The sequence below is a fragment of the Streptomyces sp. P9(2023) genome (assembly GCF_032436795.1).
Taxonomy (GTDB): Bacteria; Actinomycetota; Actinomycetes; order Streptomycetales; family Streptomycetaceae; genus Streptomyces.
Map to the genome: position 1 here is coordinate 62,769 of NZ_JAUPWM010000022.1, position 14,521 is coordinate 77,289.

At 72.2% G+C, this 14,521-nt stretch carries 14 protein-coding genes; 11 read left to right on the forward strand and 3 right to left on the reverse strand.

Features of this window, described 5'->3' with window-relative positions:
* Positions 1-41: 41 nt before the first annotated feature.
* Complete coding sequence (locus Q5762_RS24795) at positions 42-326, reverse strand: phosphopantetheine-binding protein (protein WP_315894430.1); 285 nt, start codon at positions 324-326, stop codon at positions 42-44.
* 52 nt (positions 327-378) lie between these two features.
* Positions 379-1,410: a ketoacyl-ACP synthase III family protein gene (locus tag Q5762_RS24800; protein WP_315894431.1), complete on the reverse strand. Its 1,032-nt coding sequence runs from the start codon at positions 1,408-1,410 to the stop codon at positions 379-381.
* Positions 1,411-1,575: 165 nt separating this feature from the next.
* Between Q5762_RS24800 and Q5762_RS24805 the strand changes: the two genes are divergently transcribed.
* The 9 genes from Q5762_RS24805 to Q5762_RS24845 all read left to right on the forward strand — a co-directional run bounded on the left by Q5762_RS24805 (position 1,576) and on the right by Q5762_RS24845 (position 11,407).
* Complete coding sequence (locus Q5762_RS24805) at positions 1,576-2,271, forward strand: response regulator transcription factor (RefSeq protein ID WP_315894432.1); 696 nt, start codon at positions 1,576-1,578, stop codon at positions 2,269-2,271.
* 222 nt (positions 2,272-2,493) lie between these two features.
* Positions 2,494-2,982: a PhzA/PhzB family protein gene (locus Q5762_RS24810; RefSeq protein ID WP_315894433.1), complete on the forward strand. Its 489-nt coding sequence runs from the start codon at positions 2,494-2,496 to the stop codon at positions 2,980-2,982.
* A 33-nt stretch (positions 2,983-3,015) separates the two neighbouring features.
* Positions 3,016-4,191, forward strand: coding sequence for a 3-deoxy-7-phosphoheptulonate synthase (locus Q5762_RS24815; RefSeq protein ID WP_315894434.1), 1,176 nt, complete (start codon positions 3,016-3,018; stop codon positions 4,189-4,191).
* A gap of 23 nt (positions 4,192-4,214) precedes the next feature.
* Positions 4,215-4,838: an isochorismatase family protein gene (locus Q5762_RS24820; protein ID WP_315894435.1), complete on the forward strand. Its 624-nt coding sequence runs from the start codon at positions 4,215-4,217 to the stop codon at positions 4,836-4,838.
* Positions 4,835-6,718: an anthranilate synthase family protein gene (locus tag Q5762_RS24825; protein ID WP_315894436.1), complete on the forward strand. Its 1,884-nt coding sequence runs from the start codon at positions 4,835-4,837 to the stop codon at positions 6,716-6,718. Before Q5762_RS24820 ends, Q5762_RS24825 begins: the two co-directional genes overlap by 4 nt.
* Entirely contained in the window at positions 6,715-7,578 is an 864-nt protein-coding gene (locus tag Q5762_RS24830; RefSeq protein WP_315894437.1) for a PhzF family phenazine biosynthesis isomerase, read from the forward strand. The genes Q5762_RS24825 and Q5762_RS24830 overlap by 4 nt, the downstream gene beginning before the upstream one ends.
* An 85-nt stretch (positions 7,579-7,663) precedes the next feature.
* Complete coding sequence (gene phzG, locus Q5762_RS24835) at positions 7,664-8,287, forward strand: phenazine biosynthesis FMN-dependent oxidase PhzG (protein WP_315894438.1); 624 nt, start codon at positions 7,664-7,666, stop codon at positions 8,285-8,287.
* Between the two features lie 52 nt (positions 8,288-8,339).
* A complete protein-coding gene (locus Q5762_RS24840; protein ID WP_315894439.1) occupies positions 8,340-9,953 on the forward strand; it encodes an amino acid adenylation domain-containing protein in 1,614 nt (537 codons plus the stop codon).
* A 53-nt stretch (positions 9,954-10,006) separates the two neighbouring features.
* The gene (locus tag Q5762_RS24845; protein WP_315894440.1) at positions 10,007-11,407 is read left to right on the forward strand and encodes an FAD-binding oxidoreductase; all 1,401 of its coding nucleotides are present in this window, start codon (positions 10,007-10,009) and stop codon (positions 11,405-11,407) included.
* Positions 11,408-11,480: 73 nt separating this feature from the next.
* On the opposite strand, the gene Q5762_RS24850 is transcribed toward Q5762_RS24845, so the two are convergent.
* The gene (locus Q5762_RS24850; protein WP_315894441.1) at positions 11,481-11,867 is read right to left on the reverse strand and encodes a hypothetical protein; all 387 of its coding nucleotides are present in this window, start codon (positions 11,865-11,867) and stop codon (positions 11,481-11,483) included.
* Between the two features lie 88 nt (positions 11,868-11,955).
* Between Q5762_RS24850 and Q5762_RS24855 the strand changes: the two genes are divergently transcribed.
* Together Q5762_RS24855 and Q5762_RS24860 are read left to right on the forward strand one after the other, a co-directional pair.
* Complete coding sequence (locus Q5762_RS24855) at positions 11,956-13,080, forward strand: phenazine antibiotic biosynthesis protein (RefSeq protein ID WP_399495258.1); 1,125 nt, start codon at positions 11,956-11,958, stop codon at positions 13,078-13,080.
* Positions 13,080-14,480 carry an aldehyde dehydrogenase family protein gene (locus tag Q5762_RS24860; RefSeq protein WP_315894442.1) on the forward strand — a complete coding sequence of 467 codons (1,401 nt, stop codon included), beginning with the start codon at positions 13,080-13,082 and terminating at the stop codon, positions 14,478-14,480. Before Q5762_RS24855 ends, Q5762_RS24860 begins: the two co-directional genes overlap by 1 nt.
* The last annotated feature ends 41 nt before the right edge of the window (positions 14,481-14,521 follow it).

Genomic DNA, 14,521 nt, shown 5'->3' on the forward strand with positions numbered 1-14,521 from the left:
GCACCGCACAGGCACCGCTCACGACACCGATCACGCACCGCTCACGCAGACTTCTCCGCGAGCTCCCGCGTGACCCGCTCGTTCCACGCGGCGAACGTCGGGTCCGCCGCCAGGTCTCCGAAGGCCACGCTCAGGCCCGCCCGGCGCCACTTGGTCGCCAGCCGCATCACCTGCAGAGACTCGAGACCCAGCTGGATCAGGTTGGCGTCGTCCGCGATCTCGGCGGCCGGGACGCCGATCAGGCCGGCGAGCGCCGAGCGCAGTTCCTCGCCCGTCAGGGGCGCGGCGCTCGCGGCCTTCGCCCGGTCCGTGTGGTCACTCATCATGGTGTGGTGGTCCTTTCCGAGGGTCCGGAGGTCCTGGGTGCGGGTGCGCTGATCACGCGTCGGGCTCGGCGACGATCTCCAGGATCGCCACGCCTGCCTCGAAGCCGGGGCTGCCGGTGAAGAGCATCACCTTGTCGCCGGGGCCGACCTGCCGGGTGCTCCACAGGTGCTCCAGGCCGATGAACACGTCCGCCGCGCTGATGTGACCGACCTTCTTGGTGTGCTCCCAGATCCCGTGCTCCAGCGTGAAGCCGATCGGGTCGAGGAACTGGTCCCGCAGCGCGTCGAGCGTGGCGCTGGGGTGGCAGACCCGGGTGATCTCGTCGGCGGTGATGCCGGCGTCGTCCAGGGCCTCGTCGAGGGCGATCTGCAGCACCTCGCCCGGGTGCGCGATGGGGGGAGTGTTGCCCTTGGACCACTCGTCCATCCAGAACTTGACGCGCTCCTCGTAGTCGAGCGCCCGGCCGACGGTCACCGCCGGCGGGAAGATCGGCTCGCTGCCGCGGTGCAGCGACTCCATCGCGGGGGAGGAGTGCGTACCGATGGAGAGCAGCTTGGCGAATCCGCCCGTGCGCGAGACGACGGCCGCCGCCGCGCCGTCACCGAAGATCGACAGGCGCGAGGTCGTCCAGCGGTCGATGAGCGGCGCCGAGTAATTGTCGGCGGCGGTGAGAAGAACCGCGGAATTCCGCGGGTCGCACGCGAGCCGGTGCGCGGAAAAGGCGAGGGAGGAAAGCATTCCCTGGCAGCCCTGCTTGATTTCCAGCGCAGTGATGGGCGTGTTCAGCGTGTTACGGAGAATGTAGTGCGCCGGCGACCAGCCGTCCGGGCCCTGGTGGTAGGCGGACGAGTGGAACAGCGCGCCGAAGTCTTCGGGGCCGTGGCCGGATCGTCGTATCGCCACTTCCGCGGCCAGCACGGCCATTTCGGGGGCGGAGAGCGAATCGGCGATCGCGACGGACTCCAGGCCCGAGGCCTTCCGGGTGTCCGCGTCGTACCACCCCTTCTCCACCGCCTGTTCCGTCGTCACCAGACCCGGTACGAAAGCCCCGAGACTGGACAGGTACACGTCCTCGAACTTCATGGTCGATCCCTTCCGGTGCCGTCACGCGATGACGGTGCGGCCTGCTGTGCGTTCCGACGTCCTCAGATCACCACGTGGCCCTCCGCCGAAGCCTGAGTAGCCGCTACTCAGATCGTGGGAGGGTACGCAGCACGGCAACGGCGCTGGGACGGGGGACAGGGGGAGATGGTGGTCGACCGGGCTCGGACACGGCGGTTGCCCGCCGCCTGGCGGCTGCTCGTGGTGGAGAACGCCGACGACGAGGCGGCGGCCCTGGTCACGGGGTTGCGGCGGCACGGGCACCACGTGGACCGGGTGGCCACCGGCGCGGCCGCGCTCGACGCGTTCGCCGGCGCGGATCTGGTCCTGCTCGACCTCGAACTGCCGGACCTGGACGGGCTCGAGGTGTGCCGGCGGATCCGCGCGGCGGGACGTACCGCGGTCATCGCCGTGACCGCCCGGGGCACCGAACTCGACCTCGTCCTGGGGCTGCGGGCCGGTGCCGACGACTGTCTCGTCAAGCCCTACGGGTTCCGCGAGCTGATGGCCCGGATGGAGGCCGTCCTGCGCCGCGTACGGGCCTACGGCGACTCGCCGCGCGTGATCGGCCACGGCCCGCTGCTCATCGACGCCGAGGACCGCCACGTCACCCTGCGCGGGCGGCGGATCGACCTCACGCCCAAGGAGTTCGACCTGCTCCTCCTGCTCGCGCTGACGCCCGGAACGGTCGTCCCGCGGTGGCGGGTCCTCCAGTCCGTGTGTCGTGACGGCAGCTCACCACGCACCCTCGACGCCCATATCGGCGGTCTGCGCAGGAAGCTGGGGGACGGCGCGTGGGTCCTCACCGTCCAGGGCGTCGGCCTTCAACTGGGCAGCGCCTGAGGGGTGCGCGGCGCCCCGCCCGAGGGGCCTCCGGCGCCCGCGGCGCCATAGATTTACCCGCGGATTGACATTCCTCTGACCATTCTCGTCGTCTCCGGCCGAAGCTTCACCGACTCTGACCATGGCCTGAAATTCTCTTGCTTGCAGAGAAGTCGGCGCCCGGCAATCCTTTCATCTCGGGAAAGCGGATCAGCCTGGTCAGCGCCGAGTTGGGAGTCAAGCATGAGCGAATCCGGTCAGATCAACGGTTTCACCGATGAGGTCGAACTGCGTCGAATCAACCGGGCGACGGTGGAGACGTACATGACCTGTCTCGGACAGGCCCGTCTGGAACGGCACCTGCTCTTCACGGAGGACGGCATCGGCGGTCTGTGGACCACCGACACCGGCGCCCCGATCAGCATCAATGGACGCGACCGGCTCGGCGAGCACGCCGTGTGGTCGCTGAGGACCTTCCCGGACTGGGAGTGGTACAACGTCCGGATCTTCGAGACCCAGGACCCCAATTTCTTCTGGGTGGAGTGCGACGGCCGCGGCAAGGTCCGCTTCGCGGACTACCCCGAGGGCCATTACGAGAACCACTTCCTGCACTCCTTCGAACTCGACAACGGCAAGATCACGCGGCAGCGCGAGTTCATGAACCCGTTCGAGCAGCTGCGCTCCCTGGGGATTCCCGTCCCCGAGATCAAGCGCGCGGGCATCCCCACCTGACCAGGCCGTTCCCACTGCTGCGGAGGAGAACCTGTGGACGAAGTCCTGCGCGACATACGTGTCCGCGAGGCGTTGCAGCAGCCTGACTGGCTCGACCTGCCGCAGGTCGCGCGGGTGGGGGAGGCGCTGGCGGCACGGCCCGGACTCGTGCGCGCCGAGGACCTCGGCGCGCTGCGGGCGGCGCTGGCGCGGGTCGTCGACGGCGAGGCGCTGGTGATCCAGGCCGGGGACTGCGCCGAGGACCCCGCGGAGTCCACCGCCACCGACGTGTCCCGGAAGGTGGCGCTCCTGGACCTGCTGGCCGGCACGCTCCGGATGACGGCCGACAAGCCCGTCATCCGGGTCGGCCGGATCGCGGGCCAGTTCGCCAAGCCCCGCTCCAACCCGACCGAGCTCGTGGGCGACCACCTGCTGCCCGTCTTCCGCGGGCACATGGTCAACGGCCCCGAGCCGGACCCGGACACCCGGTGCCTCGACCCGCTGCGCATCCTCACCTGCACCATGGCGGCGGACGACATCATGAAGCACCTGGGCTGGCAGTCCCCCGAGCCCCTGCGGGACCCGATCGGGCCCCCGGTGTGGACCAGCCACGAGGCGCTGCTGCTCGACTACGAGCTGCCGATGCTCCGTACCGCCGAGGACGGCCGGCTCTACCTCGGCTCCACGCACTGGCCCTGGATCGGCGAGCGGACCCGCCAACCGGACGGCGCCCACGTCGCGTTGCTCGCCCGGGTCAGCAACCCGGTGGCCTGCAAGGTGGGCCCCTCGATGACGCCGGACGAGCTGCTGGCCCTGTGCGCGCTCCTCGACCCGGACCGGGAGCCCGGCCGGCTCACCCTGATCGCCCGGATGGGCGCCGATCTGGTCGCGGACCGGCTCCCCCGCCTGGTGGCGGCCGTACGCGACGAAGGCCACCCCGTCATCTGGCTGACCGACCCCATGCACGGCAACACCGTCGTCGCACCGGACGGCAACAAGACCCGGCGGGTCGACACCGTCGCGCAGGAGGTACGGCGCTTCCAGGAGGCCGTCGTCGGCGCCGGCGGGGTCTGCGGCGGACTGCACCTGGAGACCACCCCGCACGACGTGACCGAGTGCGCCTCCGACGCGGCCGGACTCGCCCATGTCGGCGACAAGTACCTGACGTTCTGCGACCCGCGGCTCAATCTCCGGCAGGCCGTTTCCGTGGTCTCCACCTGGAACGCCTGAACGAGGCACCGAAAGGCAAAGCCATGGCTGGACTTCCCCCCATCGAGCCCTACGCGCTTCCGGCCGCGGGCGACCTGCCCGCCAACACCGCACGATGGACACCCGATCCCGACCGCGCCGTGCTCCTCGTGCACGACATGCAGCGGTACTTCCTCGCGCCCTTCCCGGACAGCATGCGCGACCCGCTGGTGAGCAACGCGGCGGCGCTGCGCGACCGGTGCGCCGCCCTCGGCGTACCGGTGGCCTACACCGCCCAGCCCGGCAGCATGACCGAGCGGGAACGCGGCCTCCTCGTGGACTTCTGGGGCCCGGGCATGCGCAAGGACGAGGCGGACCGCGCCGTCGTCGACGCGCTGGCACCCCGGGACGGCGACTGGCAGCTGACCAAGTGGCGCTACAGCGCCTTCCACAACTCCCCGCTCCTGGAGCGGATGCGCGAGGCCGGCCGCGACCAGCTGATCGTCTGCGGCGTCTACGCCCACGTCGGCATCCTCATGACGGCCGTCGAGGCGTTCACCAACGACATCCAGCCGTTCGTCGTAGCCGACGCCGTCGCCGACTTCGACGAGCGCCACCACCGGCTCGCCCTCGACTACGCCGCCGGGCGCTGCGCCGTCGTCGTCACCGCCAAGGAGGTCTTCGCGTGACCGTAAACACCGGCGATCTGCTCGACCGCGTCCTGGCCGGCCGGTACGGCGCCTTCGCCCTGCTGTACCGCCCGGAGGCGGGCGGCACCGACACCCTCGACGTACTCGTCGGCGATGTCACCACACCCGGCACCCTCGCCGGCGTCCCGCTGCCCGATGCGCCGGACGCCGCCACCGGGGGCCGGCACGAGGTGCTCGCGATCGTCCCGTACCGGCAGATCGCCGAGCGTGGCTTCGTCGCCGCCGACGACGGTACGCCGCTGGTCGCGCTGAGCGTGACCGCGCAGCAGGAGGTCCCCCTCGGTGACGCGCTGCGGCGCATCCCGCAGGTGCCGACGCGCCTGACCGGCGGCCACTTCGACGTGGACGACGAGGCGTACGAGGACGTGGTCCGCCGGGTCGTACGCGAGGTGATCGGCGCGGGCGAGGGCGCGAACTTCGTCATCAAGCGGTCGTTCGTCGCCACCCTCGACGACTACGGGCCGGCGGCCGCGCTGTCGTTCTTCTCCCGGCTCGTCCGGCAGGAGACCGGCGCCTACTGGACGTTCCTGATCCACACCGGGGAGCGCACGCTCGTCGGCGCCTCCCCGGAGCGGCACGTCAGCCTCGACGGCGGCACCGCCGTGATGAACCCCATCAGCGGCACGTACCGCTACCCGGCCGCCGGCCCCACCCTCCCCGGAGTCCTCGACTTCCTCGCCGACCGCAAGGAGTCCGACGAGCTGTACATGGTCGTCGACGAGGAACTGAAGATGATGGCCCGGATCTGTGAGGACGGCGGCCGGGTCGTCGGCCCTTACCTCAAGGAGATGGCCCGGCTCGCCCACACCGAGTACTTCATCGAGGGCCGGACCGACCGCGACCCGCGCGAGATCCTCCGCGAGACCATGTTCGCGCCCACGGTGACCGGTTCACCGCTGGAGAGCGCCGCCCGGGTCATCGACGCGTACGAGCCGAAGGGCCGTGGCTACTACAGCGGAGTCGCCGCCCTCATCGGCCGCGACGCGCACGGCGCCCGGGCGATGGACTCCGCCATCCTCATCCGTACCGCGGACATCGACGCGACGGGCCGGGTGGACATCGGCGTGGGCGCCACCCTGGTACGCCACTCGGACCCCGCCGGGGAGGCCGCGGAGACCCGCGCCAAGGCGTCCGGGCTGCTCTCCGCCCTGGACGCCGGCGGCATCGGCAGCTTCGGCGACACCCCCGAGGTACGGGCGGCCCTGGAGCGCCGCAACGACTCCCTCGCGGGCTTCTGGCTGCGGGACGCCGGCGACCGGCCGACCGCGCCCCCCGCGTTCGCCGGACGGCGCGTCCTGGTCGTCGACGCGGAGGACACCTTCACCGCGATGATCGCCGGGCAGCTGCGCTCCATGGACCTGGACGTGACCGTGCGCCGCTTCGACGAGGCGTACTCCTTCGCCGACCACGACATCGTCGTGATGGGCCCGGGGCCCGGCGACCCGGGCGACACCGGTCACCCGCGGATCGGCCATCTGCACACCGCGGTCCGCACCCTCCTCGCGGAGCGCCGCCCCTTCCTCGCGGTCTGCCTCAGCCACCAGGTGCTCAGCCTGCAACTCGGCCTGGAGGTGACCCGGCTGCCCGTCCCCAACCAGGGCCTGCAGCAGGAGATCGAATTCTTCGGCTCCCGCGAACGCGTCGGCTTCTACAACGCGTTCGCCGCCCGCAGCACGGAGGACAAGCACGACGTCGACGGCGTGGGCGTGGTGGAGGTCAGCCGGGATCCCGGCACCGGGGAGGTGTACGGGCTGCGCGGCCCGCACTTCATGAGCATGCAGTTCCACGCCGAGTCCGTGCTCACCCAGAACGGCCCCCGCGTCCTCGCCACCGCCCTGGCGGACGTGTTCGCCCCATGACGACAGAACAGCGAGAAACCACCATGCACTCCTACGTGGTCGTCGACGCCTTCGCGACGGAACCGCTCAAGGGCAACCCGGTCGCCGTCTACTTCGACGCGGACGACCTGACGCCCGCCCAGATGCAGCGCATCGCCCGTGAGATGAACCTCTCGGAGACCACCTTCGTACTCACCCCCAAGCAGGGCGGCGACGCGCACATCCGGGTCTTCACCCCCGTCAACGAGCTCCCGTTCGCGGGGCACCCGCTGCTCGGCACCGCCGTGGCGATCGGCAACCGGGGCCCGCTGGACCAGCTCAAGCTGGAGACGGCCATGGGCATCGTGCCGTTCGAGCTGGTCCGTACGGACGGCGTGGTCACCGCCGCCTGGATGCAGCAGCCCGTGCCGGTCTGGGAGCCCTTCGACCGGCGGGAGGAGCTGCTGGCCGCGCTCGGCGTGCCGGACACCGCCCTGCCCGTCGACATCTACCGCAACGGCCCGCGCCACGTCCTGGTCGCCCTCGGCAGCGTGGCGGAACTGTCCGCGCTCAGCCCCGACCACCGAGCCCTGGCCGCGTTCGAGGACATGGCGGCCAACTGTTTCGCCGGGAGCGGCACGAACTGGCGCAGCCGGATGTTCTCGCCCGCCTACGGAGTCGTCGAGGACGCCGCCACCGGCTCCGCCGCCGGGCCGATAGCGATCCACCTGGCCCGGCACGGCCTGATCGGGTACGGGCAGCGCATCGTCATCACCCAGGGCGTCGAGATGGGCCGGCCGTCCCCGATGCACGCGCTCGCCGAGGGCAGCGGGGAGCTGGTCACCCGCGTCGAGGTGGGCGGCGACGGGGTCATCGCCCTCGAAGGGACCCTGCGGCTGTGACGCGGCCGCCGCGCCCCGCAGAGCAGTTGGCCGAGCCGGATCCGGAACCATGGAGAGAGTCATGAGCAGTTCGAGGTCGGAAAGCATGACCGCGACGGTCGCGGCCGCCTTCCCGCAGTTCACCGACCCGCCCGCGGAGCCGGTCGGGCTGCTGCGCGGATGGCTCGCCGACGCGGTGCGCGACGAGGTGCGCGAGCCGCGCGCGCTCGCACTCGCCACCACCGACGCCCGCGGCCGGTCCTCCAGCCGGATCGTGGTGATCAACCAGGTGACCGACACCGGCCTCGTGTTCCTCACCCACGAGGGCAGCCGCAAGGGACGCGACCTGGCCGTCAACCCGTGGGCCTCCGGGGTGCTGTACTGGCGCGAGACCAGCCAGCAGATTTCCGTCGCCGGACCGGTCCACCGGCTGCCGGCCGCCGCGACCGCGGAACTGTGGCGGGCGCGCGCCGTCTTCACCCACGCCATGTCGACGGCCTCTCGCCAGAGCGAGCCGCTGGACGGCCTCGCCGCGGTGGAGACGCTGCGCGGGCGGGCCCTGGCGCTGGGCGCGAGCGGCGCCCCACTGCCCTGCCCGGACGGTTTCGCCGCCTACGAACTCGGCTTCGACAGCGTGGAGTTCTGGGCCGACGGCGCGGACCGGCTGCACGAGCGACTGCGGTACGAGCGGGCCGGCGCGCAGTGGCGCGTCGACCGGCTCCAGCCGTGACGCCCCACCCCGTCGAATCCGTCGGACCATCGAAGCGGAACGCGAGAACACCATGAAGGCAGCTGCCTCCCCCCTCCTCCACTCCGGTTTCCTGACCTCGGCCGGACGGGTCCCGGACCGCCCCGCGCTGCTCCTCGACGGGCGCACCTGGACGTACCGGGAACTGGACGGCATCGCCCGGCAGTGGGCGTCGGCGATCACCACGCTCGACGGGCGGCCCCGCCGCGTCGGCCTCCTCGGCCACCGCAGCCTCGTCACCTACGCCGGATTCCTCGCCGCCCTGTACGCGGGGGCCACCGTGGTGCCGCTGAACAAGAAGTACCCGGTGGCCCGCAACCGCGACATCCTGGAACGCGCCGAGGTGGACGTCGTCCTGGCCGACCCGGGCTCGCTGGCCGGCCTCGGCCGGCTCCTGGCGGGGACGGCGGACGCCCCCGCGGTCCTGCTGCCGGAGAGCGACGAGGCGCCCGCGAACCTCCCCGACCGGGTCCGGGTGCTCACCCGCCCCGGCGTAGAGAAGTGCGCGCCCCTGGCCACGCCGGTCGCGAGCGACCCGGAGGACGGCGCCTATCTGCTGTTCACCTCCGGGTCCACCGGCCGCCCCAAGGGCGTGGAGATCGCCCACGCCAACGTGACGGCGTTCCTGGCCGCCAACACCGAGCGGTACGGACTCACGGCGGACGACCGGCTGACCAACACCTTCGACCAGACCTTCGACCTGTCGGTCTTCGACCTGTTCATGGCCTGGACCAGCGGTGCCTGCCTGGTCCCGATGAACAGCTTCGACCTGATGCGGCCGCTGGACTTCGTCCGCGAGAACGGCATCACCGTCTGGTTCTCGGTCCCGTCCGTGGCGGTGCTCCAGCAGCGCAGCGGGGCGCTGGAGCCGGGCAGCCTGCCGTCCCTGCGCTGGAGCCTGTTCTGCGGCGAGGCGCTGCCGGCGTCCACCGCGCAGGCGTGGCAGGAGGCGGCCCCGCACTCCGTGGTGGAGAACCTCTACGGGCCGACGGAGGCGACCATCGCCTGCCTGGTGCACCGCTGGGACGCCGCCACCTCACCGGCCCGCGCGCTCAACGGCATCGTGTCGATCGGCTCCCCCTACCCGGGCATGGCCGCGGCCGTCCTGGCCGAGGACGGCAGCCCGGTCCCCGACGGGGAGAGCGGCGAACTCTGCCTCTCCGGGGCCCAGGTCTTCCAGGGCTATCTGGACACCCCCGAGCAGACGGAGCGCGCCTTCCACCTCATCGAGTCGCCGGACGGCGGCCTGCACCGCTGGTACCGCACGGGCGACCTGGCGCGCCGCACCGGGAACGGCGAGTACGGCTACGTCGGCCGCCTCGACACCCAGGTCAAGATCCTCGGCCACCGCATCGAGACCGGCGAGGTCGAGGCCCACCTGCTCGGGCGGAAGGGCGTCGCCCAGGCCGTCGTCGTGGCCGTCCCCGGCGACGAGGAGGGCACGACGGTGCTGGCCGCCGTCCTGTCCGGCGACGACCTCGACCTCGACGCGGTGGACGAAGGACTGCGCGAGACGCTGCCGCCGTACATGATCCCGCTGACCTATCACCTCGCGGACACCTTCCCGCTGAACGCCAACGGCAAGGTGGACCGCAAGGCGCTGCGCGAACTGGTCGTCTCCGGACAGCTGGAGCCGATCCTGCTGTGAGCGACGGCGGCCCCGGGAACCACCAGCACACGAACAGATGAGGAAGGACCCCCATGGACGCTGCCGCTGACGCCGTCGCCGCCGCCGTCGCCGGACTGCGCGACCGGATGCGTGGCGAGGCACTGCTGCCGGGCGACGAGGGCTTCGCCGCCGGGTGCGCGGGCTTCCAGACCGCGTACCGGCACCGGCCCGGCGTACTGGTCCGGCCGGCCGACGCCGAGGACGTGGTGTCGGCCGTGGCGTTCGCCGCCGCCCACGACCTGCCGGTGGCGGTCCAGGCCACCGGGCACGGCCTCGCCGCCGCCACCGACGGCTCCATGCTCATCAGCACCGCCGCGCTGACGGGCGTCACGATCGACCAGGCGGCCCGCACCGCCCGGATCGGCGCGGGCACCACCTTCGCCGACGTCATCGACGCCGCGGCCCGCTACGGCCTCGCCCCGCTGAACGGCTCCGCACCGGGTGTCGGCGCCGTCGGCTACGTCCTCGGCGGTGGACTGGGCCTGCTGGCCAGGGAGTTCGGCTACGCGGCCGACCGCGTCGCCTCCATCGACGTCGTCACCGCCGACGCCCGGCTCCGGCGGGTGACCGCGGACGACGACCCGGAGCTGTTCTGGGCGCTGCGCGGCGCGGGCGCCAACTTCGGTGTGGTCACCGGCATGGAGATCGACCTGGTGCCGGTCAGCCGGCTGTACGGCGGTGAGCTGGTCTTCGACCTCGCCCGTACGCCGGGGCTGCTCGCGTCGTACCTCCGGTGGACGGAGGACCTGCCCGAGACCCTGACGTCCTCGGTCTCCCTGCTCGACTACCCCGATCTGCCGATGTTCCCGGCCGGACTCCGCGGGCGTCACGTGGGCCATGTCCGTATCGCGTACACCGGGGACTCCCGTACGGGCGCGGAACTCGTCGCACCGCTGCGCGCGCTCGGGCCCCGCGTCTCCGACACCGTCGCGGAGATGCCGTACACCGAATGCGGCGACATCTACCACGACCCGCCCACGCCGCACGCCTACGAGGGCGACAACCTGCTCGTGCGGTCCTTCGGCCCGGAGCAGGCCGACGTGGTGACGGAGCTGGCCGGCCCCGCCGCGGGCCTGCCCTGCGTGGTCGACGTACGCCACCTGGGCGGGGCGCTCGGGCGGGCGCCCGAGCCGGCGAACGCGGTGGGCCACCGCTCGGCCCGCTACCTGCTGCGCGTCCTGATGCCGCTGATGGGCGCGGCACCGGGCGAGGTACGCGCGGTCCAGGAGAAGGTGCTCGGGGTGCTCGCCGCCGAGTCCGTCGGCGGCCGGTTCCAGAGCCTGGTGTACGGCGGCCTGGCGGACGGCCCGCCCCCGGCGCCGGACGAGGACTTCTGGGAGCCGGCCGACCACCGGCGGCTCGCGGGACTCAAGGCCAGGTTCGACCCGGCCAACCTGTTCCGCTTCAACCGGAACATCCGCCCGGCCGAGTGAACGGCGGCCCGACGCGCGACCGTACGACACCGGCCGCGGCGCCCCTGCACTCGGGGGCGCCGCGGCCGGCGCGCTACTCCCCGGCCGGTGCGCCCGCGGCCACCCCGCCCAAGGCCGCGAGGTGCGGCAGCGCAAGGCCGGGCCCGACGGCCGCCTCCACGTCGAACCACGCCCGGAAGTCCACCGCGTGGCCGATCGCCCCGGCGGGGCTGCGCGGCAGCACCGCGCTCTTCGCCGCCTCCTCGGACTCCCACACGAGCACCGCGCCCCACCGTTCGGACGCGGGGTCGGATATCCACACCTTCAGGAGCAGTCCGGGTATGTCCCGCCAGGACTCCTCCTCCTCGTGGATGAAATTCCGGAGCGTCTCCACGCTCTCCCCCGACTCGGTGAGATCCCACCAAGCGACCATCGCCTTCACCGGCTTCTCCGATCGACGCGCGTACACACCGGTACTCACTCTGCCCGAGATTCTCCCTCGCCTCATTGAGTAGTCACTACTCAGGCCCGGTCACCGCGTCCGGTGATCGGATGAGGAATATCCCGCGATGCTGAGGCAATTTGGAGGACGAGTGGCGCCCATCGAGCAGTCGATTCTGGACCTGCCACACGACACGGCCCCGGACCCCGACGAACTCGTCCGGGCCGCGATGGAATGGCATTTCAACCCGGAGACCGGCTCTCCCTTCTGGCTGAGGCGGGCGGAGTCCCTCGACTTCGACCCCCGGTCCGACGTCAAGGCCTACGCGGACCTGACGCTCTTCCCCAACGTCGCCAACGAGCTGCGGGACGTGCCGGCCGCCGACCTCGTGCCGCGCGGCTACGGCGAACACCCCGACATCGTCGGGATCTTCGAGAGCGGCGGCACCACCGGCGCCCCCAAGCGGGTGGTCTGCCCGGCCGACTGGCTGGAGAAGCTGGTCGGCTGGAGCAACGCCAACCTGGACGTCCACGGCTTCCCGCGCGGGGCCGACTGGCTGGGCATCACCCCGTCCGGCCCCCACATCGTCGGTGAGATCTTCCGCCGCTCCGCGCGCACCCACGGCCGGTACGGCTTCCAGGTCGACCTCGACCCGCGCTGGGTCAAGCGGCTGATCTCCGAGGGCAAGGGCGGCCAGGCGGACCTCTACGCCGAGCACGTCATCGACCAGGCCGCGCACATCCTGCGCACCCAGGACATCGGCGTGATGACGGTGACCCCGCCGCTGCTCGAACGGATCGCCCAGCGCGAGGACCTCGTCGAGCTCGTCAACGAGAAGGTGAAGGCGATCCGTTGGGGCGGTACCCAGATGGACCCCGACACCGAGGCCCTCTACCGCACCGACATCTTCCCCTCGGCCACCCTCTACGGCCACTACGGCAGCACGATGATCCTGGGCATCGCCGGCCAGCGCCACGGCACCGCACCTGGCGAGCCCTGCGTGTTCGACACCTTCTCGCCGTACATCACCTTCCAGGTCGTGGACCCCGCCACCGGTGACGCCGTCGCCTACGGCGAGCGCGGCCAGGTGGTGATGCACCACGTCAGCAAGGCGCTGCTGCTCCCCAACAACCTGGAGCGCGACACGGCGATACGGGTGCCCGCGCCCGAGGGACGTACGGGTGACTCGGCTGCCGGAATCGCGCCCGTGGCCCGCTTCGAGAACGAGGACGTCATCGAGGGGGTCTACTGATGACGGACCGACGAGAAGCGCCGGCGGAGACGGAACCCGGGCCGCCCATGCTCGACGCGCTGGGTCCCGGCGGCCCGTACCGCACCCACACCCGGCAGCCGATCACGGACGTGACCGGTGCGGTCATGGCCGAGATGAGCCTCGCGCCCGCGCTGTTCGTCAACCGCGCGATGAAGGCCCTGCGGGCCGCGGCGCCCCTGCCCGCCGCCGAGCGGGCGAGCGCCCTGGCCCGCGCGGCGGAACTCTTCCGCACCGCCAGGCTCGGCGGGCTGACCGTGGAGGAGTACGAAGCGGCCGTCAGCCGCGTCTCCGGGCTGCCGATCGGCGTGGTGCGGGTGGCCACCGCCACCTGCGCCGACCGCGTCGGACAGTCCTACCGCAGCGTCCACCTCTCCCGCCCGTCCGGCGCCGTGGCCGACTGGCGCGACCCGCTGGTCCGCAGCTCCCAGGCCGTCTGGACCCGGCGCGGCGAGGTACTCGCCGTCCACGTCCCCGGGAACCACCCCGGCACGCACGGGTTCTGGCCGGAGGCGCTGGCTCTCGGCTACCGGGTCGCCGTACGCCCGGCCGCCCGGGAGCCGTTCACCGCCCACCGCCTGGTCCTCGCCCTGCGCGAGGCCGGCTTCGGCGCCGGCCACGTCGCCCTGCTGCCCTGCGGGCACGAGGCGGCCGACGCCGTCGTGCGCGGCGCCGATCTGGCGTACGGCGGCGACGAGATCATCCGGCAGTACGCCGACGACCCCGGAGTGCTCTCCCTGCAACCGGGCCGGTCGAAGATCCTGCTGACCGCCGACACCGACTGGCGGGACCACCTCGACATGATCATCGACTCGGTCGGCCGGCACGCCGGCAGCGGCTGCGTCAACGCCACCGCCGTACTGGTCGAGGGCGATCCCGCCCCCCTCGCCGGCGCGATCGCCGAGCGGCTCGCCGCGCTGCCCAGTCTGCCGCCGCACGACGAGAAGGCCCGGCTGCCGGTCCAGAACGCCAAGGCCGCCCGGGCCCTGGAGAAGTTCGTGCTCGACCGGGCGAACGGCACCCGGGCCTGGCTCGGCGGCACGGGCTTCGTCGACGAACTCGACGACGGCAGTGCAGTCCTGCGCCCGGCCGTCCACCAGGTGGACTCCGCGCAGGCGCCCCAGCTCGGCACGGAAGTGCCGTTCCCCTGCGTCTGGGTGGCGCCCTGGAGCCGGGAGGACGGGGTGGAGCCGCTGCGCGACACCCTGGTGCTCACGGTCGTCACCCAGGACGAGTCCCTCGTCGAGGCGCTGATCGACGAACCGTCGATCAGCAACCTGCACGTGGGCAGCCACGCCACGCACTGGCACCGGCCGGGCCTGCCGCACGACGGCTACCTCGGCGAGTTCCTGATGCGCAGCAAGACCGTCGTACGCGTCTGACGGGCCGCCGTACGCGTCCCACAGCCGGACCGCTCCGCGCC